Origin of the sequence: Pseudomonas sp. HN2-3 (assembly GCF_020691745.1) — a bacterium.
Taxonomy (GTDB): domain Bacteria; phylum Pseudomonadota; class Gammaproteobacteria; order Pseudomonadales; family Pseudomonadaceae; genus Aquipseudomonas; species Aquipseudomonas capeferrum.
In genome coordinates, this window is record NZ_CP085704.1 from 3,156,573 (window position 1) to 3,181,624 (window position 25,052).

Genomic DNA, 25,052 nt, shown 5'->3' on the forward strand with positions numbered 1-25,052 from the left:
GGTTCCTGCTGGCTGCGTTACGGTCAGCGCACTCTACCCATGCCCAAGGCCGCACGCACCCGCTTTCTTGCTCAACCAATCGCGCAACCGGCAATGCGCCTGGCTTCGGAAAGGTTGACCTTGGGGATCAGCTCGGTCGGAATACGCGAAGCCGCCGACAGGTTGTAGACGTGAAAGTGCTCATTGACCACTTGCCGCGCCATCAGCGTCAGTGACGGCAGGATACGGCTGTCCCAGTGCTGGTCCAGGCCGCAGGGCGAGTGTTCACCTTCGGCGGTTTCGTAAAAGCGCCCTACCGTCTGATCAAGATCTACGCCCACCAGCAACACCTCTTCAAAACCCAGGTGATACGCCAGTTGCAGGGCCACATAAGCGACCGTGCGGGCATCGAAAAAGCCCTGCGACAGGTCTTTGCTGAAGGCAATCGAGCGGGCTCGTTTGCTCCACAACGCTCGGTTGCAGACACAACTGTCACCGTGCCCGCGCATACCGTCGAGCAAGCCTGGCGTGTGCGCCTTGTGCAAGGCATAGCATTCGCTGGCGGCGGGAATATCGGCACCTTCGAACTGCTCTGGCCATAACGCCAGGCGCTGGCTGTCACGCAAGGCGGTGGCGAACAGTGCTGGTTGCTGTTGGCCAAAGCTCTTGTCGGTGCACACGTAAAAGAACGGCTTCACGCCATGCTCGGCAGTCATGGCAACTGAACCATTCATGGCGATGATCGGTAGATGGGCAAATTCGCCCAGGGGGAAATGCTTGGCTGAGGCGCCCGAAGCCAGAATTACCACGGGGCCTTGCTGGGTATTGCGACACGCCTCGAAACTGGAGAACGCCCCGCGTTCAGCGCTTGGCTGCGACGGAAGTGTGTTCATCATTGGCTACTTTGGACTGGACAGTACAAAACACGATACCGGTCCTTGTACGCGCAACGGACGCTTTTACATAAGCCTTACACAAAGCGACTGAAGGGTCTAAATCTGTCCAAAAACTAAGTGCACACCGTTTTCCACACAGGTGCTGTGTCATTCAGACCTACGCATTCTCTACGCGTTCCCCGCCCTTCGGCCTGCCTGTGCATTTTTGCCACTTGAACTATTCGTCGTTTCTTCATGAGTCTCCTTGATGGTTACCCATTGCGAGACTAATACTTAAGTCTCTGCCTGGGGAGGCACGAAACATGCAACCAAGATTCGTTATCGTTCCGGCGGTACCCATCGAAAAGGAGTCCTTCCGCATCGCTAGCCGCTACTACGCGGCTACCGTAAGCGGCGGCTTCGACATCTATGACAACTTGGCGAAGGAGCGGCTGAAACCCAGCTACCCGAGCAGAACCGATGCGCAGATGCAGTGTGAGCGGATGAACAACAAGCTCGAAATGAGATGATTGGCATACAGTGCAAGGCCAGTCAGCCAGAGACCAACATGGGCAGCGCGGATTACTGACCTCAGTCCAGACACTCCCTGGCCGCCAGGCGCAGCTTGTCGCCTGACAGGAAGCTGCCCTTGTAGAACGTTGCCCGGCTGCCGTCACGTACGTCGACTACCTCCAGCACATCGTCAGAGGCCACCGCGCTGGGCGCCGTCAACCGATAGCCGTGGGCGATGGACTTCTGGTTGGCAAGTGGCGCCAGTGCTCGCCACTTCGGCATCACGCACGCGGCAAACTGCGCGGGGGTTTTATGGGTCAGCTTGCTGGCTGTGGGTTTACCTGGCGTTGCGCAACCGGCAAGGCTGGCAGCCATGAAAGCGCTGAAGAAGATACGAAATGTAGGCATTTGCAATTGGCCATTAGGGGTACGCGGCATTCTACCGAGGGTTGCGCACGGGTACCAATCAACCAAGGTCGTGGCCACTCAGCCTTTGTCCATGCCTGGGCATGTTGCTTGAGTACAAGCGCGCTGGCACCTGTCAATTCTGCCAGTAGCGAAAACCGTAAAGGGGGAAGATAGTTTGCCTTGCGGATGTTCATCCAGCCGGCACAAAGCGAGGACCTACCCTATGCCAACCGACCGCACGCGTTTCTTCTACCAGAACGGCAGCCTCCACACATTGAAGACGGGCGACGAAAGCCGCGTCATCTTTCGTAGTGCAGACATGCCACTTGCAGAGTTGCAGCCTGACACTGTGCAAGGCACTGGGTTGTTGGCTACGGATGATAAAGGCTCAGTGCTCCAGGTGCAGGGTGGCGATATCGAAACGTCAGACACGGACCCCGCTTAGCGTTGAAACAAACCGTGGAAAACACGAGACAGCTGGACTTGCCACACCCTCTTCAATGGTGTGTGATGATGCGTTTTACAGCTTGATCAGCGCAGGACGCCCATGCCTCAAATTGACTGGCTAGAAAACCATATGAACCATTGCGACACTTTCGCTCAATGGATTCATCAGCAATTCCAGTATGAGTTCGAGGACATTGACCTCGCCCAATGGCAGTTGGACTTCGCGCAAGGCCAGGGCAATGGCCAATGGCAATGCCTGGTCGCACTGGATCAAGGCCACTTGCTGGGTGGCGCTGCCCTCGCCAAGGAAGACCTGCCGTCCCGCCCGGAGCTAGGCCCCTGGCTAGCCTGCGTATTCGTGGACCCGGCAGCCAGAGGTGCCGGTATCGCCGAGCAGTTGATCGAGGGCATATGTACCCACGCACGTGACACCGGCGTAGAAACCTTATACCTGCACACCAGTGACAAACAGGCTTACTATGCCAAGCGTGGCTGGGCGGTGATCGAGCAGTTCGAGGCCTGGGGCAAGGCGCAGTGGCTGATGTCGCGATCGCTTCGCTGAGCCTGCGCCCAAACGATGCCGCAGCGAGGCCCAACTGGGCCGTAGACGCACACTTCAAGGAACGCAGCCAAGATCATGGAACCGCTTCAAACCATCAAATCAGACCTCGTCAAAACGGCCGACCACCTCAATGCACTCAGCAAGGCCATGACCGGGCATGCCAAGTTCATGGAGGCCAGAGCGACTCCGGAAACCAAGATCGATGTACGCGCTCATATCAAGTCCATCGACGGCGTCGCCGATGAGTTGAGGTCAGTTGCCGCAAAAATCACAGACACCGCTCTACCCGCTACTTCGAACAGGCAAATTGCTCGTTGACAGGCATCGCATCGCTCGCGATACGCCGTGCTCGGCCTACGCCCCAGGCCAAAGCGCGAGTCATCGACTCGCCTGGGCGCGAATCGAATGCTTCTTCATGAATCGCCATGCCGCTAGTGGCATAAACACCGATGAACATCTGCGTGCTGCCTGTTCGCGACAGTCGCACCTGGACATCGATGTAGGTTCCATCGTTTAACGTTTCGTCGTGTGACCGATGGTGAAGCGTTGGGTCTGCCCAGCCCCAGAAAACGTCGCCGCGAATCCGCATGTCGCCCCTCCTACGACTTTAGTTGTATGCGTAAATGCCACCATAGCCAAAGCCAAACGGCACGCAACTGTACTTAGTCGGAATGAGAGCTGAATCGGACAACTGGCTGTCAGGCGAAAGCGAAGTCATTTTCGCCTCTGCAATATCAACGCCTCAGGGTTTACCGACCAGCTCTGGCGGCCATGCGCTCATGAAGATGATGACCCCAGGTATGGAGAGCGCGAGCAAGTACTGCCCAGGGTGAACCACCACACCAATGGCCCAGACCGCCATCACAGCCCCGCCGACAATACGCCGCTGTCGGGGCGTGAAGCGCTTTTGAAAGGTTTCCAGTTTTTTACGCCAAGCCATTACCCATTCCTTTGCACGCTCAGGTCCATTGCGTCGGCGCGTGGCTACGTTACAGATTCTTCAATCTTGCTCTGTCAGCTCACAGACACCATTTGCGCGACCCTTGCCGGTGTACGAAACGCCCGACGATCCGTCAGGGTTAACCATGATCGATACGGTTACCCCACTGCCCTTGGCTTCGAAGTACGTGTCACTGAATTTCTTCAATTTTGCTTCCTTGCCATTGATGTACACAGGGCCGCCCTCATCGGCATGCACCTCGATATTCCCCGGGCATGTGGCATTGACCAGCGGGATCTGCGCATTGGCGATACCCGCAATGGAACACAACGCCGCACCTAGCAGTAACTGCTTCATTAAAACCTCCTGATTTGGCGGGCTATAAAAGTTTTAGAATTAGCCCAGTGCGAATGATCGCGCAACCCCTTCCGGCGGCGATGGATCACTTAATCACAGATGCGCAGATTAGCGCCGCTCTGTCGCCAGGCTCGAATCGACATTCAGCACTCGCAGGAGTTTGAGGGCATCTTCAAGGCAAGCGACCCTCACTGACCAGTGCTCCTTCTGAGCCGAGTCAGTGAAGCCTTCTGGAAACTCGTTTCGCAACAGGGCGACCCGGAACCTCTTTGTTCTTGTCACTGGCGGCCGCCATTGGAATGTTACCCACTTCTTGGCAGGCATGATCGTGTACCAACACTCGCCATCGACTTCGATACCTACCGAGCGGACTTCGCCCTGGGGCTTACGCCCGCAACGAAACTTTCCCAGACACGCGAATGTACCAATCAAAAGCGCGAACGCCTCCTTGGCGCGCTTGTCTTCGATGTACTCATAAAAGCTCGTTATCCATCGCCCATCGTCAGCAGCGCTCAGCATCTCAAAGCCCCCATTTGACCGCTAACTGTATCCGAACCGGCGGGCCCTGCCAGTTCGGCCGTCTGCCGGCAGATGAAATCAAGCTTCTCTTTCACTGCCATTAGCGAAAAGCCCAGCTGAATGCATGCCTATCTCATTCATCACAGGCCAAATCTGCTCGCTGCTCCTGCAGGGTCAGGTATCCCAACTTACGGGGATTGCCACACAGCCAGCAGGAACAGACTTTGCCGTGATTGGCGAACAGCCCTGCATTGCGTGGATTAGTCGTCCAGCATTCGTGGAAGCGCTGCTTCCGGTAGAAGCGAGCCTTGATTCGGCGTGTATCGTGTCGGCGTTGTGCTCTGGTCATATATCCTCCTAAGCCAAAGCCGACGAAGCCCCGGCAGATTTCTCTGGCGAGGCTTATTGGGGATCATTCCTCGACAACCACAGGAACGACAGGTAAGGCCATACTGGCTCAGTGGTTTACTGCCAGTCAAACCACATTTGCCGTCACCAGGCATCGGCGCAAAACGAAAAGCCCCGGCGATGGCGAGGCGTCAAGGTTGATAGGGGCCGATGGATTCGGCCCAGACCAGCAAGGCTTCTGGCTGGATGTCTCGCTGATGCCGGTGCTGAGGCGGCAGGTGCTCCGGCACCGTGGTGACGCCGACGCCTTGAGCCAGGGCATGGCTGGCAATCTGACGACGCTGATGAAACACCATCAGGCGATCGCTGTTGACCCGGATATCCACCAGCAGGTGGATATAATGAAACGGCACGGAGTAGTGCAGCCAGTCGGCTACTGTTTGGCTGGCCACTGCCGTGGCGTAGAGGTAGCCCGAGGCTCCCAGAGTACCGACACAAACTTGAGCCTTGGACACTTCTCAGGTGTCGCGGTTGACGATGGGCATGGTACGTCCGCAAAAATCCACAAACAGCTTGTCGCCGGGTTTATGGATCTACCGCATGCTGATTTTCTGCTGGTTACGCCAGGCCCGGTAGAGGCGAGTGAACTGCGCGTAGGACACGCTATCCGGCTCGCCCACGCGGAACTCTTGCCAGAGCAGATCCAGCGTGACGTCCCGCTGCTGCAATTGCTCATGGACAGTCGTCCAACTGGGTACAGCTCGACGGCTACCGCCCGTACGCCACCGCTGAAGCGGGCCTGCAAGGCGGCATCCTCCAGGTCGCGCAACTGTTCCCAGCCCTCACCCCGCTGGCTCAGCCGATCTCGCAGGCCGCGAACGGTATTGGGTGATATCTCCACTAGGCACGCCACCGCCCGATGCGATAGCGAAGGATTGCAGGCATGGCGAATAGCCTGCCGGAGTTGCTCAATAGTCAGTCTCATAGGTTCTCCCCGCGACAGGCGTGGTTACGCAGGCGGTGCTGTTCGAACCTGTCGGTGGTATCGAGGTTTACTGGCAGCGGGCCAAAGTCACCGTCGTACTGATGAGAAAGCTGGAGCGCATTGCTAGCCTGGATGCCCTGGCGGCATTGACCTAGTTGCTGCGCGAAGCCATCGTGCAGGGCAACCGCAAGAATACGGAGCGATTGGCGCGCAGTATTTATACGGCGCTGCTGATAATGGGCATCGAATGGCAAAACCGGGAGCTGGCGGAGCCGCTGCTCAAGCTGTTTGCGCAGCGTATTCTGCCGCTGGGTTCGCCACCCCATCGGCGCTTCTGCATGAGCGGGCAGGACATGCTTGAGTGCTCTGCCGCACTCAATTTGATTATGTACCAAACCACCGACGGTAAGCGTCGCGGCCTGACATGGCTGCAGCGGGTGCACATCATGCGTCGGTTACTGGCTGGCATGACGGGCTTCCATGTAGTGCATGCCCTGGCACCCCAGTACATATCCGCAGGCACCAATGTACCGGCAGAAGTCATACACCGACTCGAACAAGATGAGCGCTGCCGGCAATGGGGGTGGAGCAGTATCAACGCTCTCCAGCCTGAGCCATTTCCACCCAAGAGCATTTGGCTTCCGCGCCCATTAGACGCAGAGAGGCCAGCTCCTGGATACCCACCTTTGAGCAGCTGAGGGTTTCCCCACACGCATCTCTTGGTAGCCAGCACCTTGTCGGAGTGGCGCATGGCCGGTACATTGCGCAGCCATTGGCCACGCATGCTCTCGCGAGGCTCGTGTCAAAGGAATGAAATGCAAGACGAACTCCAAGGATTGGGCGTTTCGCCTGAGGTCGACACAGGCCTTGCCTGTCTGGTCATGCTGGCGCGTTTTCATAACGTAGCCGCCTCCCCCGAACAACTCGCTCACGAATTCGCCGAAGATGGCCGCCGCTTCGGCCGTGCCGAACTCCACATCGCCGCCAAGAAGCTGGGCCTCAAGGCCAAGTCCGCGCGCAGCTCGCTTAGCCGCCTGGATACCACCCCGCTGCCCGCCATCGCTGCCGACCGTGACGGCCGCTACTTCATCATTGCCCGGATCGACGATGGCAAGGCGTTGATCCACGATCCGCGTGCGCACCGTCCTGAAGTGCTGAGCTTCGAGCAACTGGAGCAGCGCTGGACCGGCGAGCTGTTGCTGATCCGCTCCGAAGCCTCGCTTGCCGGTGAGCTGAGCAAGTTCGACTTCACCTGGTTCATCCCGGCCATCGTCAAGTACCGCAAGCTACTCTGCGAAGTGCTGCTGGTCTCCTTCGTGCTCAACATTTTCGCGTTGCTCACGCCGCTGTTCTTCCAGGTGGTGATGGATAAGGTGCTGGTGCATCGCGGCCTGTCGACCCTGGACGTGATTGCTGTCGGCCTGCTCGGCATCATGCTCTTCGAGACGCTGCTCAGCGGCCTGCGCAGCTACGTGTTCGCCCACACGGCCAGCCGCATCGACGTGGAGCTGGGCTCACGGCTTTTCCGCCATCTGGTGACCCTGCCGCTGGCTTACTTCCAGGCCCGACGGGTGGGTGACTCGGTGGCGCGAGTGCGCGAGCTGGAGAATATCCGCAGCTTCCTCACTGGCAACGCCATCACCCTGATCCTCGATGTGCTGTTCTCGGTCGTGTTCATCGCCGTGATGTTCTACTACAGCGGCTGGCTGACCCTGGTGGTGGTCCTCTCGCTGCCGTTGTACTTCCTGATCTCCCTGCTGATCACTCCGGTGCTACGCGCGCGGCTCAACGAGAGTTTCTCGCGCGGCGCGGAGAACCAGGCCTTCCTGGTCGAGACGGTCAACGGCATCGACACCCTCAAGGCTATGGCCGTAGAGCCACAGATCAACCGCAAGTGGGACAATCAGCTGGCCGGCTATGTGGCCGCCAGCTTCAAGACCCAAACCCTGTCGACCCTGGCCTTTGAGGCCGTCGGCCTGGTGGGCAAGCTGGTGACAGTGGCCACCCTGTGGCTGGGGGCGCGCCTGGTGATCGACGGCGACATGTCGGTGGGTCAGCTGATCGCCTTCAATATGCTGGCCGGTCGGGTATCGCAGCCGATCATGCGCCTGGCCCAGCAGTGGACCAACTTCCAGCAGACCGGGGTGTCGGTGCAGCGCCTGGGCGACATCCTCAACGCGCGCACCGAACTGTCCCAGGCCACCCGCAGCGCCTTACCGCCGCTCAAGGGGCAGATCGAGTTCGACCAGGTGCACTTCCGCTACCGCCCTGATGGCTCGGAGGTGCTGCGCGGAGTGAACCTGCAGATCAACGCCGGCGAAGTGATCGGTGTAGTCGGCCGCTCCGGCTCCGGCAAGAGCACCCTGACGCGTTTGCTGCAGCGCCTCTATACCCCCGAGCGTGGACGCGTGCTGGTGGACGGAATGGATCTGGCTCTAGCCGATGTCTCCTCGCTGCGCCGGCAGATCGGCGTGGTGCTGCAGGACAACATGCTGTTCGCCCGTAGCATCCGCGAGAACATCGCCCTGACCGACCCGGGGGCGCCGCTGGAAGCGGTGATCCAGGCGGCTAGGCTGGCCGGTGCCCACGAGTTCATCCTCGAGCTGCCAGAAGGTTACGACACCGTGGTCGGTGAGCACGGTGCCTCGCTGTCCGGCGGTCAGCGCCAGCGTATCGCCATCGCCCGCGCGCTGATCGGCAACCCGCGGGTGCTTATTTTCGACGAGGCCACCAGCGCCCTGGACTACGAGTCCGAGCGGGTGATCCAGCAGAACATGCAGGCCATCTGCAAGCGCCGCACGGTGATCATCATCGCCCACCGGCTGTCTGCCGTGCGCGATGCCAACCGCATCCTGGTCATGGACCGCGGGCAGAAGCTGGGGCTGGTGTATAGCACGCGGATTCAACTGAAGGAGAACAGCATCCAGGTCGGCGAGAACCGTATCGACCTGTCACCGGGCATAGCAGTGCGAGCGGAAGTGAAGACAGACAAAAGAAAGGTTATTGATTATTTCTTGAGTCCGCTCCGAGAATACAAAGATGAAAGTTTGATGGAAAGATAGTTTGTATATTTGGCTTTTATTGGGGCGTGAAAAATGATCCGTAATGTGCTGACAAATTGGCGCGGCGCTAGATTTTTATTTACTACGCTAGCAGTTTTTGTAGTGACCTTTATTGGCTACATCGCCAGTGGCTGGGTTGAGCTAGGTAAATTTTGGCTCTCTGAAGGTGTCTGCAGGTCTTGCTCTACCGGAGATATAACTGGGGTGCTCGGCGGGATGAAAATCAAGATCCCACGCGATTGCGCTGAGCTTGTGGAGTACGACGGCGATCCAGGTTTTGGAGAAAGACCGAGCGATGCCGCATCAAATAGAAATACGCGGAATATTCGTAGTTTGGGAATGGATGTGCGGCTGCCGGAGATGTCCTGCAAAAGCAGCAAAGAACTAAAAGACGATTATCGATCAAATTTCCTGAACAAGCATAGCCTCTGGCTGAGCATTGGGGTTAATTCTGGAGAAATATACCCAGGACCTCAGGCTGCTCAGCGCCAATTGGACGCTGTTTTAAGTAGCATAAGATCTCCGAATGAGTTTTGGCTTGATAATTACGAGCGCACCCCTGAAATGATATATGGTCTAGATGCTTTTGTGGTTTCAGGGACTGACCCACAACTGGGGGGACCTGCAAAAGATAACGAAAGAGCAAGCGATAAATTCTTTGGTCATAACGAATCTGACGCAGCTGACTTATATATCTCCTGTGGCAAAACCTATGTACCGAGAGGTGTCGCGACCTGCGTCATGAAATTCAGCATGGAGCCTAGTGCTAAGGCTATGCTCTCTGTTCGATTTTCTAGAGAACATCTATCGCAGTGGCGTGAAATTAGAAATGTAGTAGTGGGTTTTGTTAGCGGACTTAAACCTGAAAATTGACCCTCAGCGAACACGTAAAAAGTATTCGCCCGAGCCCTGTAATAATTTAAATGGAAATTAAATTATGACTCAATCGGTTACGGTTGCCCAGCTTGGAGCTTACCAGCTGTCTATTCAGAGTGGAGGAGCCAGTGCTACGACAGCCTGTACGGCAGCACCGGCAACGACATCCTCGAAGGCGGCGCCGGCAACGACACCCTGAGCGGCGATGCCGACAGCGACGTGTACCGTTTCAGCCGTGGCTGGGGCCAGGACACGGTCAACAACAACGACAGCAGCACCGGCAAGGTGGATGCTATCGAGTTCGCGGCGGACATCGCGTCGAGCGATATCCTGGTCACCCGTTCGAGCAACAACCTGATCCTGTCGCTGGCGGGCTCGACCGACAAGGTGACGGTGAGCAACTACTTCACCAGCGACGGCGCAAGCTACTACAAGCTGGAAGAGATTCGCTTCGCTGACGGCACCGTTTGGAGCTATGCCCACATCAAGGCGATGACCCTTTTTGGGACGGACCATGACGATGTGCTGACTGATCTGGGACAATCTGGGCGAACTGCACGGCGGCGCGGGCAACGACACCCTCGACGGCGGCAGCGGCAGCAACCGTCTGTACGGCGATGCCGGCGATGATGTGCTCAAGGACAGTACCAATGCCTCGAACAACCTCTTCGTGGGTGGCACGGGCAATCAAGTGGTTAAGTGGATGCAATTTCGCACGGGGCAGCTGTCAGTCAGGAAAAGACCCTGAATGCTACCCAGCTCGTCACCAGGGCAAATGCCGCCCCTGCGAGAGCCGAGAGGATAATGCTACGGGTTTCATGTCGAGAGGTACTGTTAAACTCATTGCCCAACTGGGCAAGGTTTTCCCGCGTCTGATAACTTGATCGTAGCTCATGCTCTTCCTCGCTCGGGATCATTTTTTTGGGCAGACATAATTGCTGAAATCCCGGCCACGACAGGCCGCCATCCGTCAGTCCCTTGGCACCCTGTCCTCAGCTTGTAGCCCAAGAGATGTACTCATCCTAATGGGAGATACATCATGAAACGGACTAGTCCGCAGACCCTGCTGCTCGCCCTTTGCCTGGGCGTCATTACCCCTATGGCCTTCGCGGCCAGCGATATGAACGACAACGGCGCAGGCTCGCCTGGTACGCCAGGCGCAAATAGCGGCCACGGTAGCCCTAGCGGCGGCGGAGCAAGTGGCTCTGGTACGCCGGCAGATGCCATGGGCACCGGCGCAGGCACCGAAAGAAACGGAACCGACAAAACAGGCGGCGATGGGACTGATCACACGGGTTCGGGTAATAGCGGTACCGCCGGCCCGGGGAGTAGCACCGGCGGCAGTGGTACGGGTAGCAGCGGTGCCGGCGGGGGCGCAGGTGGCAGCGGTGGGGCAAGCGGTGGCTCGGGTGGCGGCGGAAGCTAAGCTCGCGGCTGCAACTTACACCGCGTCCGGCTCTACCAGCCACTTCTTGAACTTCGCCGGAGAGCCGGCATAAAGCGCATTGGCGACAACATCCTCAGTCACCACACTGTTGGCCGCAACCACACTGTTCTGGCCAATGTTGACGCCCGGCAATATCACGGCGCCCGCGCCTATCCATGCATTGTCACCCACGGTGATCGGCGCAATGTAGTCGTTGCTCTTGCGCCGATCCGGGTGGACATCGTGGCTGGTCGTGCACAGTCGTACCTGTGGTCCCAGCATCGCCTTGCGCCCAATGCGGATAGTTGCCTCGTCGAGTAACACGCAACCGCTATTGATAAACGCGCCCTTGCCCAGTTCCAGGTTGCCGCGCTCGAAGTAGATCGGTGGGCGAATGACAACGCTGCCTTCAGTGCGAATACCCGCCTTGGCCATAAGGCGATTAGTCTGCTTCTTGCCCAGATCATGGGTATCCAGCAATCGCATGAACTGGCGTGGGGTCAAGCTACGTTTGAGTTTTGCGATGAATAAAAACAAGCGGTAAACCCAATGAGGTGATGTTGCTTAAGGTCGGATTGTCGACCCATGCGGCAAGCATGGCCGAGCTGAAGCGCTAACGAGCCCGTGCCAAAGGTACACTTTATATAGCGCCGTTTTATCGGCGACCTTGCACACTTCTTTAGCCTATCGTGTCGGGCTCATGGTAATCGCCCCTGCAGCCCCTGGCCACCCATCCACCCTGGACGCAAACCCAGTAACCCACCTGCCCTGCTCCGTAGTAGCGTCTCGGCCTCTACGAACTTCCAGGTCCGTCACTTTGAAACCCATGGACCTGGGCGATTCAGACCAGGAGGTCAAATGCAGCGTGTTCAGGTGATTGATCAAGCAGCTTTGGATTCGGCACTGATAGCGTTTGCCCGCTACAAAACCGGAGAAACAAAACTCTTCGATCTAGAGCGTGCAATGAGCTTTGAAGTAGGTGAAGCCCTGTCGAGGAGCGAGCTGGTGCGATTCACGATTACCAAAATGGTGTCGGGTCGGTATCGCATCCGTGATGAAGGAGAGAACGCCATCACCGATGCCGGGCGGGCTCGCCTCGAGGTGATTCGAGGCTAGCGCCGCCCTCAATAGCGCGTTCAGCCAGCTTCACCTCAAGCGCAGGGCAGGTATGCACCTCCCGCTTAGCATCGAGGTGAAGTCCCACGGCCAGTTCACAACGAATAAACAGGTCCTGCTTCAGGTGGCCAGAAGATACGCGGCGGCACCCTTGATCAAGCGCCAGGGCTTCCAGAGTGAAAGGTGCTCGAACAACCTGCTGGAGTTGCCCGCCAAGCCTGCAATCCAGAGATAGACGAACCACTTCCGTAGCAACCTGAGGGTTTTCTTTGTTTTCACTCGCAACAGTCAACACACCTTGATCAATGCCCCTGCCAGCAAAAATGAGTAGCACGTGAACACGCACACACTCTGGCAGACAAATCGGTTCCAAAAAAAGCGGGATTAGACCGCCTGTGACCGGCATTCTACAAGGGTCGCCGTTTAAGTTTTTAACGCATTTCAGCGAAAACCATCAGGGTCAGCTAGAGTTTTTCATGAGTTCAAACACCGTGAGATGACGATCATGCTAAAACAAGAAGCGGACGACGTTATTGAGCGTATCAGGGACGATCTAAAACGGCACGGGGTGCTGATCGGCTACGATCCAGAGTTCACCACGCCTGAATTCGGCTGCGACCTGGATCACCACGTTGCTCAGATCAGAGAAGATCCGGAAAGCCATGTCGTGCGCATCGTGATCCATGACGAAGGCTTGTGGGCGCAGCTCAGACAGGGGTCCGTGTATCGCTGCGTCGTCAGTGAATGTAAAGGGAAGCTATTCGGCATGCCAATTACCATCGAACCTCGAACCGATGCGTCCTACACCATCCAGTACAAGCTCTGAAGCTTCTGCAGGGTTGTCTGGCGGCAGGACTGCCCTGCAGATCGAAAGCCGAACAATTCAGTGAAGCCCACTCGGCCTCTCAGGCCTTAAAGTGCTGGTTTCCGCCCATGCCTGTGTGCATCTTTCTCTCTTCGCCCATCGCGCGCGCCTGCCAGTGAGGGGTAGATACGTGCGGTTCGAACCTGCAACCTCAATGGCGCCGCCCCCTAAGACACTGGGGATCAGATACCCCCGTATAACTGCCGCCATACCTATGCGACAATAGGCTCAATGTCTGGTCTCAACCCCGCATTTATCGCCCAACAGCTCGGGCATGGCGTGCAGATGCTCTTATCGACTCATGCGCGCTGGATTGACACGTCCAACGACTGGCAGGAGCTGGAACCGCTCCAGATTGGTCCGAAATGGGCTCGCAGCTGCGACGAAGCCACGTAAGTTATTGATAGGTAAGCTCCTTTGATCTCCACCGCTAACATCACCATGCGGTTTCTTGGAGGTGTTTGGCGGTGACAAAGGGTTGATTTCATTGGGTCGAACGCCCCTCCATCCCCCGGCTTTCCCTTCAAGTGGTATCAAAATTGGTATCGCTCGCCTCAGACCACCAGCTCATCGCCTTCACGCCCTGAAGTCAAAAGCCTCTGGCGATTGCGTCGTCACGTAGTGCGCCAGGTAGTTGTCCAGCACAGTCTCTGGATCATCGAGCAAACGATAATCGGCCAAGTCACCGTTCTTCACGTGATAGACCTTTCCGTCGCACTTGCCTTCGTCAAGAAACAGGGCATCACCCGCATCAGTCAACAGCCAGCAACACAGTGAGTGCACGGAACTCGCCTGGATGCTTTTGACGAAACCCCTGACCAACGCCTTTTTCACCCCGCGCAGTACTCGATAGCGCTCGATTCTCAGACGTCCGCAATAGGAAAACGGGGAGTTAGTCCATTCCATGGACTTATAGGAGCATTCGGTCAACATAAAGGACCAGAAATAGCGATACAGCTCCTTCCAGCGGGGCGGTAGCATCGCGCAGTCTTGCTCGAATTCAGGACCCTCTGTTTCAAGTGTAACGGGCGCCAGATGGAAGAACAGGTTCAGCCCACGCCCTTCAGCCGCCATTGATGCTAACCAGTGACCTTGAAACAGCTTGAGCAGCACTATCGGCGCCGCATACTCACGCTCGATAGCCGCCACGGTACGAGGAAAGGCCGCGGCAAAGCCAGGAAACATTTCGCCGACTGACGAGCCCAGTCCATCGACCACAACGCTGTACAGGAGCGGCCTCAGTGCGTCGTCAAGATCAGCCGAGTTCACGGCCACTAAATCGTATCCATCCTTGTCAAGCATCACTTTTCCCTATTTGAATTCCATCTTCAGAATGCCTGTATCGGCCGGACAAAGCTTATCACCGGCAGGACTCACTCCCTCTACTGATTGGGGATGCCAATAGCTGCGGGCTTGTTCAGAGCCTCCTTAGCAGTCCGTGAGCGTGAAAGACCGTCTCTCTCGCAGCAAAAAATAAGCACTAGCCGCCCAAGCACCGCTTACCCGGATTTGCAATCCGATATAAGGATCTCCGCCTAATGCGCCCTTGGCGGTAAAATCAGTTCCAAAACGAATCGAGATTGATCGAGCTGTAACCCGCATTCTACAAGGGCCGGCGTTTCAGTTTTGGAACCGATTTTCGCTCTCCTCCGGCGCTCTGCCGACCTACTCCCAACCCCTTTACGTCCTGAAGTCAAACCCTTCTGGTGACTGCGTCGTAACGTAGTGCGCCAGGTAGTTGTCCAGCACCGTCTCCGGATCTTCGAGCAGGCGGTAATCGGCAAAGTCATCGTTCTTAACGTGATAGACTTTCCCATCGCACTTGCCTTCGTCAAGAAACAGGGCATCGCCCGCATCAGTCAACAGCCAGCAACGCAAATAGTGCTCGGAGTTCGCCTGGATGCTTTTGACGAAATCCCTCATCACGGCCTTCTTCACCCCACGCAACACTCGATAGCGTTCGATTGACAGTCGTCCGCTGTAGGAAAACGGGGTGTTGGTCCAATCGATGGACAGATAGGAATCTTCGGTCAGCATGAAAGAATTGAAATAGCGATACAGCTCCTTCCAACGAGGCGGCAGCATCGCACATTTTCTTTCGAACTCTGCACCCTCTGCTACAAGTGTCTCAGGTATCAGGTAGAAGAATAGGTTTAGCGCGCGCCCTTCAGCCGCAAGCGACGCTATCCAAGTATCCTGAAAACGCCTGCACAGCACTATCGCCACCGCATATTTCCGCTCGATCGCCGCAACGGTATGAGGAAAGGATGCGGCAAAGCCGCGAAACATTTCGCCAACGGATGCGCTAAGCCCATCGATTACCACGCTGTTCAGGCGCGCTCGCTGGGCCTCCCCAACATCGACAGCGCTCGTGCACACTAAATCGTACCCATCCTTGTCAAGCATCATCTATCCCTATTCGAGTTCCAACTTCGAAAGCCTGTATCGGCCGGACGAGTCATTTCTCCAGCTCCGGTATAGGCCCGGTCATGATCGGTACTAACTAGATCTCTCTTGCCCACACCACCATGCGATTATTTTGCGGTTTTGAGCGGTGTTGAGTGCAGTGTTTCCGGGGGTTTCAGCCTCTCAAGAACGCACAAAAACGCATGCATTGGCCCAAGAATTGGCCCAAGAATGGCTTCCAGTTTCGAGGCCCAGGCCAAGCCGTTTCCCGGATTTGCAATCCGATAGAAGAATTGCAGCCTCAAGCTGGTTTGGCTAGGAAATCAGTTCCAAAACGAATCGAGTTCTACCGGGCTGTAACCCTCATTCTACAAGGGTCGCCGTTTCAGTTTTGGAACTGTTGTTAGTGACGACCTCATCGCCGGTAAGCCAGCTCATGCCGTTGCGGCACACGGGCTCACGCTGTAACCGGCGGCGACGGCTTGGACACTCAGTGCTGTGATGGCAGAATGACTCCCCGTCAGAAATACAAGGACGATGCACATGGCGTTGGACGATCTCGCTCAGATCCTGGAGGACCACTTTAGCCCCAAGGCCCGTGACATCACGCGCTTTGCGGGCACAGGCTACTCGTTTGAAGAGTGGTTCAACTGGGAACAATTTATCGCTTTTACCGCTCGAGAATTCGAGTGCAATCCCAAGCCAGGCTATAAGAGACATTTTGCCGAGCACGCATCTTCATCTTCCCAATTAGGCGACCTCGCGATTTGGGCGAAGGATGGCACAAGCTGGTTGGTGGAAACGTCGCTGGTCCATGCCTATACGCTAAACAAATGGAAAACTAAGATTCTAGAGGACCGGAGAAAACTCCAAGGTGCCGTTGGGCCAAAAGTTCGAAAGGTTCAGTTGATCTTGCTGTGTAGCGATGTAGAAACAGACCTTCAGGCCAAGTGGGCCTACTGGTTTGAGGGTATGCCCTTCTGGGCAGCGCCGGACGCTAAAAAATGCTTAAGCGATGGTGAGCAGGGTGAAGTGTGCTTGTTACTATGGGAGGTAGAGTAACAAAAGCAGGTGCAGACGAGGAAAGGCTCCTACAAGTCGGCAACCGAGAAATAACATTGACCCGCTCGTTCAGCTTGTCAAAAGTAGCTTTTCGATGTCAGATTCGGATCGATAGGAGCCAATCGCTGTACCTGCTGATCCCGCCGATGTCGTAAGACTGTTGCTTGGCAGCGGTTTTCAAGACCGTGGGATAAAGCCACATTCCATTTGGACTGTACCGAAAAATCGATTCCAAAACAAAGACGAAACGGCACGGCTACAGTCCGCATACTGCCAGGGTGCTCGTTTCAGTTTTGGAATTGATTTTCGACCTTGATCGAGCGCCACTGTACATGGAATAGAGCGCCCTATAGCGTTACCTGTCGTTACGGAAAATTTGCGTACTTAAGGCTATATCCTATGATGATGTGATTTCTGAATACCATCCACTCGGACGGATCCACTGATGCCCAAAGCATGCCCCTTCTGCTGCAGATCATCACCTGACATCAAGTTCAGCAACGAACATATCCTACGCGACAAGCTGAATGATACCTTTCCACCGATTGAGAGAAGCGTGGAATGGGCAAGCAGAGTTTCCACCACAGACGGATCGTCATCGCTTTCCAGGCGCCTGATTCCACAAGGGCCATTTGATAGAACTGTTAACTCCGTTTGCGAGCAATGCAATGGGGGCTGGATGAACGCGCTCGAGGAAGAGGTCGAGGGCAGCCTATTAGATCTTCTCTACGGAAGGACGGTTAGCCCGCCCGAAAATCGGCGACTGGCATTAGCCCGCTGGGCCGTGAAGACAGCGGGCGTCTACTCTCTCCTACACAGAGATGGCGTTCCTGGCTTTCCGGACGAGCATTTCCCTCACCTACGAGACAGCTACGAACCACCGCCATGTACTTATGTGTGGCTTTGTGAAAGTGGGTTCGACCACAACAGCTTTATGAGGTATCGGAGGGGTCATGTCGCGTCAGCGCCGGGGATGTCCTTCTATCTCTATACATTGAGCGTAGGCCGAGCTGTCTTCTTCGTTCTGGGAGCCAAATCACAAGCCACCATCTCGAAGATTCTTGTTGAAGTCGGGTTACGGGATACACTGGCCGAAAGGCTGTGGCCACTAACTGAGAACAAGCCAATCGAACGGCTCGTTGTGCGAAACAGAGATGACATGCTGATGTTTTCAGATCTGGTCTTCCCATCCTTCCAGCACCTTTTGTGATCACGCATCTCACGAGTTTCCGGTAATGCAGCAGTAGCGTAAGAAATCAACCACAGTCCGCGCCATCAGCGGCCTGTGAATCGAGCACGTCTAATACTGTTCCAACAGTTTCGACAATTTTCCCCCAGCAAAACCGAGATCCTTTTTCGCAGTTTTAGACAGCTCTCCCTCACTGCCGAGCCCGCTCGGCGGCTCAAGCTGCCTCTTCATCCTCAATCAGCGCCCACAGCCTAGCCGCCTCGGCAAACTCAAGCATGTCGGCCAACTGGTCTGTGTCAACGTCGCTACGTCGGTGCGCGGAAATCGCGAGTTCGGCAAGCACTGCGGCCCTGCCATCGGGATCGGCTACCAGAGCGGGCTGATCATTGAGTTCGGCCAGCCAGGCCGGTGGCAAGCTCAACACTTGACCGTCCACAGCTGATCGATCCGCGTCGTATAGGATTGGCTCATCATCTCCCTCCTCATTCCCCAGTCCGGTGTCGCCGGTACGCTGGCGGCTCGCATTGTCCCCCTCCCCCAGCGCTCGTTGATGTCATCCATCACCTGCATCAGTCGGTCACATGCCAGCGATTGCTTGAGCGCAAACAAGTCCTCTGAAAACTCACCTGGTTGCCGCAGGTCCATCAGCAGCACCTCTGCCTTGCTATACCGAAAACTCTTTCACAGTCAGGCAACCACCATCACGATCAACGCGCCAAGCGTGGCCTCAATCAGCTGGCGAACTGGGCGGGTTTCCTTGCCGTCGAACTGAATGCGTAACCAGGTCAGGGCGAATGTCAGGCCCATCGCAAGGCCGTTCTCTCTCAGGGCGGTAAGAACCAGCACCCAGAAGGATGGGTCTTTCTCAGGTGGCATATGGGCCATCTCAGTTCCTCCCGTTGCGGGGAGCGGAAAAAGAAAAGGCCCGCCGTTATGGCGAGCCATTGGAATTGATACGGAGGACTGATACACCTCAGTCTTGGCAGCTTGAGAACTTACCTTCTAAGTTTCTTTAACTCTTCTTGCTCTTTTTGAATCTTTTGTAGTGTTTCGTTCAAGGCAGCATTTTTTTGATCTAGGGCATTCAACTTCGTCTCGATCGACTCGCTACCAATCCCGGTAACATAATTTGCTACCAAATACGGGTTTGCACACTTAGATGTTGTTCTTCCGGCTGCAGCCGACCGGACAGGGAAAGGCTGACTCACGTCTGACGCCGTAGCAACGTCTTCGCGAACTGCCGCCCCCACCGCGAGCAGCCCGTTGATACTTGAGGACGGACCAATACCCAAAGCATTTGCATTGTTGACTGCCACCGCAGAGGCTCCGGAAAGACCGCTAAAACCAGCAATCATCCCAGCGTTAGCAGCTGCGTTTGCGGCAGTTAGTGCAGGCGCAATCACTGCCCCAGAAAATAGACCAACTAATGTCCAGCTCCAGGCGCCCCTTGCCCTTTTTGAGGCTTCAGCAGATTTGACTCCGAAAAAGTCCATGCACACCTGAAGTCGCTCATCAATTAGATCGTTCTGCTCTGCAATGCTAAAAACTGGAGGGGAATCGTCCGATAAATTGGCTGCGTACTCGTTCTGGTTTTGGCCAGTTGAGCATCCAATCAACGTAACTGCCGTAGTCAATAACAGAATTGCTCTCATTCATATCCCATCCATGCCATATGATCTCATTTAGCTATTAGCTCATAGCTAGCCGAAATTCAAGACAACATAGCCAAACAGGCTAGTGAATAGTTTTCCGAATGAGCCACAAAGAAAACCCGACGTATTACGTCGGGTTTTACACAGGATTCTGGAGAAGGCTATGCCTCCAACAGCTTGATTCTGACACCGCGTGACGTTGCAAGCTGACGCCAGCGCAGGCTGCGCGACAGAAGCTGGACAATCCAATGCGTGGCACAACTGTTGAGCATGACGACGCCCGAGCCGTGACCTGCTGGAAGTGATCAGCAGGCGGCGGTGCCGGCGCGGCAAGCGGCCTGTCCTGTTTACCCGACTGGATGCTGCGTGGCCCAGACCAGGCCGGCAACGAGCGCCAGCTCTCCCCGCACGAAACCCAACCTGAACCTACACCCGCTCTGGCGCCTGGGCGCTGGATTGATGAGAGGTATCAGCTGTGAACGCAGTAACTGATCAAGATGTTGAATTTGCGCAGGCTGTGGTCGCCCTGGCGCGCCAGCACGGCATGACCGGTATTTCTATGGAGTTTCGGCAGAACTTCGACTTGGCCCAGGTGACCGGCTGCTACTGCGGCAAGCGAATCACCTGGTCGGAAGGTCGCCACGGTGACTCCAGCGATATCAAGTTCCGCACCGAAGCTGAAGCCTCATTCCCAGAGCTTCCCGAGGTGCAGCCATGACCGACCTGATCGAAGCAAAGACGTCCACCTACTTCCTGCAGGCCGCCATCGACGTGCAGGCCGAGCGCGGCAAGCAGTACGACGCACCGGACGGCACTCGCAGCATGGTGAAGACGGTCCAAGCCTTCAACGCCATAACCGGCCGCGATCTCACCGAAGCAGAAGGCTGGCTGCTGATGCAGATCGTCAAGGACGTGCGCCAGTGGCAGAACCCCAACAAATACCACGAGGACAGCGCGTTGGATGGCGTGGCGTACGCCTCACTGAAGGCTGAGGCCCTGGCCGCTGGAGACAAGCCATGAAAACTTTCGGAGAAATCATCGAGGCGGCGAAATCGGGCGACTGGCCTGACTACGACGACCTGCGCCTATCAATCACCATCAAAATCACCATTGGTCCAGGTCGTGGAGACGTTGTATCTGGTGCTTGTACTTGCACACAGTCTGATAGGTAGCGCTCGCGGTCCCAGTGATGAGAGCACCTACCACACCGCAATCTGCCTCTACGAACTGCTCCCACGCTGCCTGCGCCTGGGGCATCATGGCCGGTACATTTTTCGGGAGCCACCCTTTGTCGACGTCCTCCTGTGCGCTGGCAAAAGCCTTCTGGTACTTCTCTTTCACCGCATCCTTAGCCGCCTCCCGCATTGCATATGCGCAAAGACCTGAATCCTGGGTGGTTTTGGTCTCCGGCTTCCTCAAGCACTGCTGCCAATCGGCCTCCAGCTTCGCCGCGTACTGACGCACCGCTGCATCCCGTGCTGCATTCTCTGCTTCTTCCCCGTGCAGCTCGGCGTGGGCTGCGCCCACTACTACCAGCACCGCGCCTGCGATACCGGCCTTGATAGCGGTCTTCATTGTTCTCATTTCCCTGAGTGATAGCCCGTCCGGCGTGGTGCCGTTCCAGGCGGGTTTGGCTCGGCCAAAAGCCGGGCTGAGGTGATCCCTAACGCATTATATGCGTTGCCATCACCATCGAGCTGGGCACCGCAACATTTCAACCGCAATCAAGGCCCCGATCAGAGAGCGCGATCAGCTTCGGCAAGATCGAGACGCCCTGCTGGATGCCGGAGGACACCTTCTATGACCCTACCCCTGATGTACATGGCCTACCTGATCTATAGGGGGCCGCGATGAGCGACGCACCAATCGAACCGCAGGATTACATCTACGGCGTGAAGGTCGTCCAGATTGAGGACCTGCGAGTTGCACGAGGGCTCACTCGTCGACCTGCCTGCGCCTGCCGACACAAGAAGCTGGTCTACGACGACAAGGAGCGGCGCGTCTGGTGCAGCGACTGCGAAGCAGAAGTCGAGCCGTTCGACGCCTTCCTCGGCCTGGTGGAAGTGTTCAGCGCCGGAACAAACAGGATCAATCGGCGCGCGGCCGAACTGGCCGAGGCCGAGAAATTCCAGATCCGCAGCCGCGCCGCGAAGGTTATGGATGAAGCCTGGCGCAGCACGAAGATGGCTCCGCTTTGCCCTCACTGCAATAACGCGCTCCTGCCCGAGGACGTGGTGGGCGGCCTCGCCAGCATGTCGAAAGAGTTCGTCATGGCCGATCGCAAGCGTAAAGCCAGTCCCGAGCCGAAGTAACCCCTCCCCTACTACTCAAGCCCGCCGACGGGTCGTCCAGAAGTGCGTCGCGGCTAGCAACACCCCAGGTATAGCCATGCCCAGGCCGCTGTAGATGAATGCAGGCTGATCTGACAGCAGCCCTCCCATAACGAACCCGATGCCCGTCGGCATGAGCGTGACCGCTACGTAGCCAAATGGCTTCCTGGCTTCCTTTGCCATTTCAATGCTCCTTGTTTTGGGGGCACTATTTAAACATGCGTGCCCGCCCCTGTGTGCGGGCGAGGAACCTCTATGTCTGAAGGCAAAACGATGTGCATCTACCATGGCAACTGCGCTGACGGCTTCGGCGGCGCCTGGGTCGTCCGCAAGGCCTTGGGCGACCAGGTTGAGTTCGTTGCCGGCGTGCACGGCCAGGAACCGCCTGACGTTGAAGGCAAGGACGTCATCATCGTGGACTTCAGCTACAAGTACGAAGTCATGGCCAGACTGAGCTGGAAGGCTCACAGCATCATCATTCTGGATCATCACAAGTCGGCGGCCGAGGACCTGGGTAAGTTCCCGCCCTTCCACGCTGGCGTTCGGCACGATGGCCGGCACGCCGACGGCACGGTCGCGCTGGGCTGGGAAAGCGCGCACATCTTCATGAATTCGCAGAACTCCCCGGCTATCGCCTGCTGCTTCGACATGAACCGCAGCGGCGCCATGCTGGCCTGGGACCACTTCTTCCCCGGGCAGGAGCCGCCAATGCTACTGCGCCACATCGAGGACAGGGACCTGTGGCTGTTCCATTTGGATGGAACCCGCGAGATTCAGGCCAACCTATTTAGCTATCCCTACGACTTCGAAGTCTGGGACACGCTCATGGCGACTGATGTGCAGACCCTCCGCGCGGACGGCGCCGCGATTGAGCGAAAGCACCAGAAGGACGTTGCCGAGCTGGTGGCTGTGACCAAGCGCCGCCTGGTCATCGCCGGTCACGATGTGCCTGTGGCCAGCCTGCCCTACACGCTCACCAGCGACGCCGGCCACCTGATGTCGCAAGGCGAGCCGTTCGCAGCCTGCTACTGGGATACACCGGAAGGCCGAGTCTTCAGCCTGCGCAGCAATGATGATGGCCTAGACGTCTCGGAAATCGCTAAGCAGTACGGCGGTGGTGGCCACCGCAGTGCCTCAGGTTTCCGAGTGCAATTTGGCCACGAACTGACCAAGTAACTCCCCCTCCTTCAACAAACCCCGGCGGCAACGGCTGCCGGGCGAGGATGACCTATGTCTGCAATAAACCGATTCCACGAAGTCGCCAATGATGCACTGGTAAAAATCAGCAACCAGCTGACGGCCGAAGCCAAGCTGTCACTAGTGATCTACACCCCGGGTGAGCCAGAGCAAGACATCCTCCTCAAGGGACCCGGCGTCGATACAGACGAGGTCTTGAACACCATACGCCGGCGGGGCGGCCTTAGCCTTGATGGTGACAACGCCTACAAGCGCGGGATATGCGATGTAGCCGTAGGCGCCATGGCTGCCGGGAAACAGAGCATCAACCAGCCGCCCGAGGGGCATTGGGGTCAGCGGTTCTGGGATATCGGCCGGGCTGAGAGGGCACTGCAGGAAGAGCTGATTCAGGCGCTCCGACTGGTCCGCAAAGAACTGGACGCCTGCCAGCGGGTGATTCACTACGCCGGTGGCTTCGATCCGGCTTACGTCGATGACGCCCAGGTCGCTCTCAAGGCTACTGACGCAGTCTTGGCCAAATCCCCTCTCTGACCACCGACCTGCTGCCAACGGCGGCGTGGAGACCATCCATGGAAACCGAAACTACCGGTGACGTTGACAAAGTCACCGAACAGCGAATGGCCGAACTGATCGGCTGCACTAAACGCTCACTGGAGCATCGGCGCTTGGATGGGAAGATACCCGCAGGCGTCTGGATGAAGCACGGCGGCCGGATCATCTACAGCAAAAAGAGGTATGACGAATGGCTGGAAAGCCAATGGGTTTACCCCGTGGGGTCGAAATCTTCCGCAACTCCCTCCGCATTCGTTTCACATGGGACGGTATCCGTCGATGCGAAACGCTCCCCTATCCCCCGACACAAAAAGGGATCAAGGCTGCATCCAACCTTCGCGATCAGGTAACCAGTCTCAACAAACTCGGCCTCCTTGACCAGGACAAGTACGCAGAGCTGTTCCCGAGTTCACAGGCTGCGGTCGGCGGTAAGCCGACCTTCGGCGAATATGCACAGCTCTGGCTCGACAGCCGGGAAATCACCCGGGGCACGCACAACAACTATAAAAGCGCCCTGAACCTCTACTGGGTACCACGACTGGCCATGGTCCGTGTCGACCTGATCACGACCAACCTCCTCCGCCGCGTCATCATTGAAACCGAGTGGACCTCGGCAAACGTGAAGCGCAATGCGATCACCCGATTGTCGACGATCCTTGCGGCAGCGACCCGGGAGGGCCTGCTAGTCAAGAACCCCGCCGAGCTAATCGAACTGCCGAAGCGGTCGAAGAAGGAGATTGACCCATTCAGCCTGGCGGAAGCCAATACCATCATCGACAAGCATTACCAGCACAAGCACTGGCCCAGCCTCATCTACGCCGCTCTGTTTGAATTCATGTTTTTCACCGGGCTCCGCCTGTCTGAGGCCCTGGCCGTGCGCTGGGACGTGATCGACATGGAGAGAAGGACAGTACACGTCAAGAGAACCGTCGCTCTGGGCGAGGTTGAAGAAAGGACGAAAACTGGCAGGGACCGGTTCGTGCTGCTGAACGATCGGGCCTTGCGTGCGATTCAGTTTGCCCGGCAGTACGCGGATCGCCGGAGGGATGGCAAGGGAGCGGTGACCGAAACACCGTTCCTGTTCCCGCCGTCGAAGAACGCCGAGTACGTGAAACAGACCTCCGACCTCCACAAACAGTGGGTGCCTGTGCTGAATGAATTGGGGATCAGACGTCGCCCCCCATACAACTGCCGTCACACCTATGCGACAATATGCTTAATGTCCGGCCTCAACCCCGCATTTATCGCCCAACAGCTGGGTCACAGCGTTCAGATGCTGCTGTCGACGTATGCCCGTTGGCTTAACTCAAGCTCCGACTGGAGCGAGCTGGAAAAACTCAAGATTGGTATCAAATCGGTATCAGCTGAAAGCCCAGCGTCGTAAGT

At 56.8% G+C, this 25,052-nt stretch carries 32 protein-coding genes and 4 pseudogenes; 20 read left to right on the plus strand and 16 right to left on the minus strand.

Features of this window, described 5'->3' with window-relative positions; translation table 11 throughout:
• Positions 1-71: 71 nt before the first annotated feature.
• Positions 72-872 (minus strand): LPS biosynthesis protein, encoded by an 801-nt coding sequence (locus LJX93_RS14275; RefSeq protein WP_033698114.1) that lies wholly within the window; start codon positions 870-872, stop codon positions 72-74.
• A 305-nt stretch (positions 873-1,177) separates the two neighbouring features.
• On the opposite strand from LJX93_RS14275, the gene LJX93_RS14280 reads away from it, so the two are divergent.
• Positions 1,178-1,384: a hypothetical protein gene (locus tag LJX93_RS14280; RefSeq protein ID WP_033698116.1), complete on the plus strand. Its 207-nt coding sequence runs from the start codon at positions 1,178-1,180 to the stop codon at positions 1,382-1,384.
• Between the two features lie 61 nt (positions 1,385-1,445).
• Here the strand turns inward: LJX93_RS14280 and LJX93_RS14285 are convergent, their stop codons facing one another.
• Complete coding sequence (locus tag LJX93_RS14285) at positions 1,446-1,805, minus strand: hypothetical protein (RefSeq protein ID WP_156310050.1); 360 nt, start codon at positions 1,803-1,805, stop codon at positions 1,446-1,448.
• 193 nt (positions 1,806-1,998) lie between these two features.
• Between LJX93_RS14285 and LJX93_RS14290 the strand changes: the two genes are divergently transcribed.
• From LJX93_RS14290 to LJX93_RS14300, 3 genes are all read left to right on the plus strand, one after another.
• The gene (locus tag LJX93_RS14290) at positions 1,999-2,220 is read left to right on the plus strand and encodes a hypothetical protein (RefSeq protein WP_050506062.1); all 222 of its coding nucleotides are present in this window, start codon (positions 1,999-2,001) and stop codon (positions 2,218-2,220) included.
• Between the two features lie 102 nt (positions 2,221-2,322).
• Positions 2,323-2,784 carry a GNAT family N-acetyltransferase gene (locus tag LJX93_RS14295; RefSeq protein ID WP_047583065.1) on the plus strand — a complete coding sequence of 154 codons (462 nt, stop codon included), beginning with the start codon at positions 2,323-2,325 and terminating at the stop codon, positions 2,782-2,784.
• 75 nt (positions 2,785-2,859) lie between these two features.
• A complete protein-coding gene (locus tag LJX93_RS14300; protein ID WP_050506063.1) occupies positions 2,860-3,102 on the plus strand; it encodes a hypothetical protein in 243 nt (80 codons plus the stop codon).
• Here the strand turns inward: LJX93_RS14300 and LJX93_RS14305 are convergent.
• The 5 genes from LJX93_RS14305 to LJX93_RS14325 form a co-directional block, all read right to left on the minus strand.
• Entirely contained in the window at positions 3,074-3,373 is a 300-nt protein-coding gene (locus LJX93_RS14305) for a hypothetical protein (RefSeq protein WP_077068425.1), read from the minus strand. The two genes, LJX93_RS14300 and LJX93_RS14305, sit on opposite strands and share 29 nt — an antisense overlap.
• Positions 3,374-3,526: 153 nt before the next feature.
• Entirely contained in the window at positions 3,527-3,724 is a 198-nt protein-coding gene (locus tag LJX93_RS14310; RefSeq protein WP_047583064.1) for a hypothetical protein, read from the minus strand.
• 60 nt (positions 3,725-3,784) lie between these two features.
• The gene (locus LJX93_RS14315) at positions 3,785-4,081 is read right to left on the minus strand and encodes a hypothetical protein (RefSeq protein WP_033698122.1); all 297 of its coding nucleotides are present in this window, start codon (positions 4,079-4,081) and stop codon (positions 3,785-3,787) included.
• A 108-nt stretch (positions 4,082-4,189) separates the two neighbouring features.
• Entirely contained in the window at positions 4,190-4,600 is a 411-nt protein-coding gene (locus tag LJX93_RS14320) for a hypothetical protein (RefSeq protein WP_047583063.1), read from the minus strand.
• A 539-nt stretch (positions 4,601-5,139) separates the two neighbouring features.
• Entirely contained in the window at positions 5,140-5,463 is a 324-nt protein-coding gene (locus LJX93_RS14325; protein ID WP_152604597.1) for a Mu transposase domain-containing protein, read from the minus strand.
• 625 nt (positions 5,464-6,088) lie between these two features.
• Here LJX93_RS14325 and LJX93_RS14330 point away from each other — a divergent pair.
• The 5 genes and pseudogenes from LJX93_RS14330 to LJX93_RS14350 all read left to right on the plus strand — a co-directional run bounded on the left by LJX93_RS14330 (position 6,089) and on the right by LJX93_RS14350 (position 10,619).
• Positions 6,089-6,631 carry a hypothetical protein gene (locus tag LJX93_RS14330; RefSeq protein WP_047583061.1) on the plus strand — a complete coding sequence of 181 codons (543 nt, stop codon included), beginning with the start codon at positions 6,089-6,091 and terminating at the stop codon, positions 6,629-6,631.
• 117 nt (positions 6,632-6,748) lie between these two features.
• Positions 6,749-8,806: pseudogene (locus LJX93_RS14335) on the plus strand (type I secretion system permease/ATPase); the annotation flags it as partial.
• A 222-nt stretch (positions 8,807-9,028) separates the two neighbouring features.
• Positions 9,029-9,868 carry a hypothetical protein gene (locus LJX93_RS14340; protein WP_152604596.1) on the plus strand — a complete coding sequence of 280 codons (840 nt, stop codon included), beginning with the start codon at positions 9,029-9,031 and terminating at the stop codon, positions 9,866-9,868.
• Positions 9,869-10,090: 222 nt separating this feature from the next.
• The gene (locus LJX93_RS14345) at positions 10,091-10,501 is read left to right on the plus strand and encodes a calcium-binding protein (RefSeq protein ID WP_047583060.1); all 411 of its coding nucleotides are present in this window, start codon (positions 10,091-10,093) and stop codon (positions 10,499-10,501) included.
• Positions 10,425-10,619, plus strand: a complete 195-nt coding sequence (locus LJX93_RS14350) for a hypothetical protein (protein WP_227697308.1) — start codon at positions 10,425-10,427, stop codon at positions 10,617-10,619. Before LJX93_RS14345 ends, LJX93_RS14350 begins: the two co-directional genes overlap by 77 nt.
• 693 nt (positions 10,620-11,312) lie before the next feature.
• Here the strand turns inward: LJX93_RS14350 and LJX93_RS14355 are convergent.
• Entirely contained in the window at positions 11,313-11,783 is a 471-nt protein-coding gene (locus LJX93_RS14355; RefSeq protein WP_033698124.1) for a DapH/DapD/GlmU-related protein, read from the minus strand.
• A 372-nt stretch (positions 11,784-12,155) separates the two neighbouring features.
• Here LJX93_RS14355 and LJX93_RS14360 point away from each other — a divergent pair, with 372 nt between their 5' ends.
• The 3 genes and pseudogenes from LJX93_RS14360 to LJX93_RS14370 all read left to right on the plus strand — a co-directional run.
• Complete coding sequence (locus tag LJX93_RS14360) at positions 12,156-12,413, plus strand: hypothetical protein (RefSeq protein WP_033698126.1); 258 nt, start codon at positions 12,156-12,158, stop codon at positions 12,411-12,413.
• A gap of 505 nt (positions 12,414-12,918) precedes the next feature.
• The gene (locus LJX93_RS14365) at positions 12,919-13,239 is read left to right on the plus strand and encodes a hypothetical protein (protein ID WP_033700074.1); all 321 of its coding nucleotides are present in this window, start codon (positions 12,919-12,921) and stop codon (positions 13,237-13,239) included.
• A gap of 228 nt (positions 13,240-13,467) precedes the next feature.
• Positions 13,468-13,674, plus strand: a pseudogene (locus LJX93_RS14370) (site-specific integrase); the annotation flags it as partial.
• Positions 13,675-13,854: 180 nt separating this feature from the next.
• Here the strand turns inward: LJX93_RS14370 and LJX93_RS14375 are convergent.
• The gene (locus LJX93_RS14375; protein ID WP_047583057.1) at positions 13,855-14,580 is read right to left on the minus strand and encodes a hypothetical protein; all 726 of its coding nucleotides are present in this window, start codon (positions 14,578-14,580) and stop codon (positions 13,855-13,857) included.
• A gap of 378 nt (positions 14,581-14,958) precedes the next feature.
• A complete protein-coding gene (locus LJX93_RS14380) occupies positions 14,959-15,684 on the minus strand; it encodes a hypothetical protein (protein ID WP_152604595.1) in 726 nt (241 codons plus the stop codon).
• A 543-nt stretch (positions 15,685-16,227) separates the two neighbouring features.
• Here LJX93_RS14380 and LJX93_RS14385 point away from each other — a divergent pair.
• Entirely contained in the window at positions 16,228-16,746 is a 519-nt protein-coding gene (locus LJX93_RS14385) for a hypothetical protein (RefSeq protein ID WP_047583055.1), read from the plus strand.
• 1,403 nt (positions 16,747-18,149) lie between these two features.
• Here the strand turns inward: LJX93_RS14385 and LJX93_RS14390 are convergent.
• The 4 genes and pseudogenes from LJX93_RS14390 to LJX93_RS14405 all read right to left on the minus strand — a co-directional run bounded on the left by LJX93_RS14390 (position 18,150) and on the right by LJX93_RS14405 (position 19,587).
• Positions 18,150-18,359 carry a hypothetical protein gene (locus LJX93_RS14390; protein WP_227696078.1) on the minus strand — a complete coding sequence of 70 codons (210 nt, stop codon included), beginning with the start codon at positions 18,357-18,359 and terminating at the stop codon, positions 18,150-18,152.
• Positions 18,353-18,610: pseudogene (locus LJX93_RS14395) on the minus strand (DUF4113 domain-containing protein); the annotation flags it as partial. The pseudogene LJX93_RS14395 and the gene LJX93_RS14390, both read right to left, overlap by 7 nt.
• 12 nt (positions 18,611-18,622) lie before the next feature.
• Positions 18,623-18,820, minus strand: coding sequence for a phage holin family protein (locus LJX93_RS14400; protein ID WP_047583081.1), 198 nt, complete (start codon positions 18,818-18,820; stop codon positions 18,623-18,625).
• Positions 18,821-18,930: 110 nt separating this feature from the next.
• Positions 18,931-19,587, minus strand: a complete 657-nt coding sequence (locus LJX93_RS14405; RefSeq protein ID WP_227696079.1) for a hypothetical protein — start codon at positions 19,585-19,587, stop codon at positions 18,931-18,933.
• Between the two features lie 248 nt (positions 19,588-19,835).
• Here LJX93_RS14405 and LJX93_RS14410 point away from each other — a divergent pair.
• From LJX93_RS14410 to LJX93_RS14420, 3 genes and pseudogenes are all read left to right on the plus strand, one after another.
• A pseudogene (locus LJX93_RS14410) lies at positions 19,836-20,066 on the plus strand (hypothetical protein).
• Positions 20,063-20,305 (plus strand): hypothetical protein, encoded by a 243-nt coding sequence (locus LJX93_RS14415; protein WP_227696080.1) that lies wholly within the window; start codon positions 20,063-20,065, stop codon positions 20,303-20,305. Before LJX93_RS14410 ends, LJX93_RS14415 begins: the two are co-directional and overlap by 4 nt.
• A complete protein-coding gene (locus LJX93_RS14420) occupies positions 20,302-20,607 on the plus strand; it encodes a hypothetical protein (RefSeq protein ID WP_227696081.1) in 306 nt (101 codons plus the stop codon). The genes LJX93_RS14415 and LJX93_RS14420 overlap by 4 nt, the downstream gene beginning before the upstream one ends.
• 84 nt (positions 20,608-20,691) lie before the next feature.
• Here the strand turns inward: LJX93_RS14420 and LJX93_RS14425 are convergent, their stop codons facing one another.
• On the minus strand, positions 20,692-21,162 hold the full coding sequence (locus tag LJX93_RS14425) for a lysozyme inhibitor LprI family protein (RefSeq protein WP_227696082.1): 471 nt from the start codon (positions 21,160-21,162) through the stop codon (positions 20,692-20,694).
• A 275-nt stretch (positions 21,163-21,437) separates the two neighbouring features.
• Between LJX93_RS14425 and LJX93_RS14430 the strand changes: the two genes are divergently transcribed.
• Positions 21,438-21,899: a hypothetical protein gene (locus LJX93_RS14430; RefSeq protein ID WP_227696083.1), complete on the plus strand. Its 462-nt coding sequence runs from the start codon at positions 21,438-21,440 to the stop codon at positions 21,897-21,899.
• A 15-nt stretch (positions 21,900-21,914) separates the two neighbouring features.
• Here the strand turns inward: LJX93_RS14430 and LJX93_RS14435 are convergent, their stop codons facing one another.
• Complete coding sequence (locus tag LJX93_RS14435) at positions 21,915-22,100, minus strand: hypothetical protein (RefSeq protein WP_227696084.1); 186 nt, start codon at positions 22,098-22,100, stop codon at positions 21,915-21,917.
• A 72-nt stretch (positions 22,101-22,172) separates the two neighbouring features.
• Between LJX93_RS14435 and LJX93_RS14440 the strand changes: the two genes are divergently transcribed.
• From LJX93_RS14440 to LJX93_RS14450, 3 genes are all read left to right on the plus strand, one after another.
• Entirely contained in the window at positions 22,173-23,093 is a 921-nt protein-coding gene (locus LJX93_RS14440) for a DHHA1 domain-containing protein (protein WP_227696085.1), read from the plus strand.
• A gap of 54 nt (positions 23,094-23,147) precedes the next feature.
• On the plus strand, positions 23,148-23,645 hold the full coding sequence (locus LJX93_RS14445; protein WP_227696086.1) for a hypothetical protein: 498 nt from the start codon (positions 23,148-23,150) through the stop codon (positions 23,643-23,645).
• A gap of 211 nt (positions 23,646-23,856) precedes the next feature.
• The gene (locus LJX93_RS14450) at positions 23,857-25,050 is read left to right on the plus strand and encodes a tyrosine-type recombinase/integrase (protein ID WP_227696087.1); all 1,194 of its coding nucleotides are present in this window, start codon (positions 23,857-23,859) and stop codon (positions 25,048-25,050) included.
• Positions 25,051-25,052 lie beyond the last annotated feature (2 nt).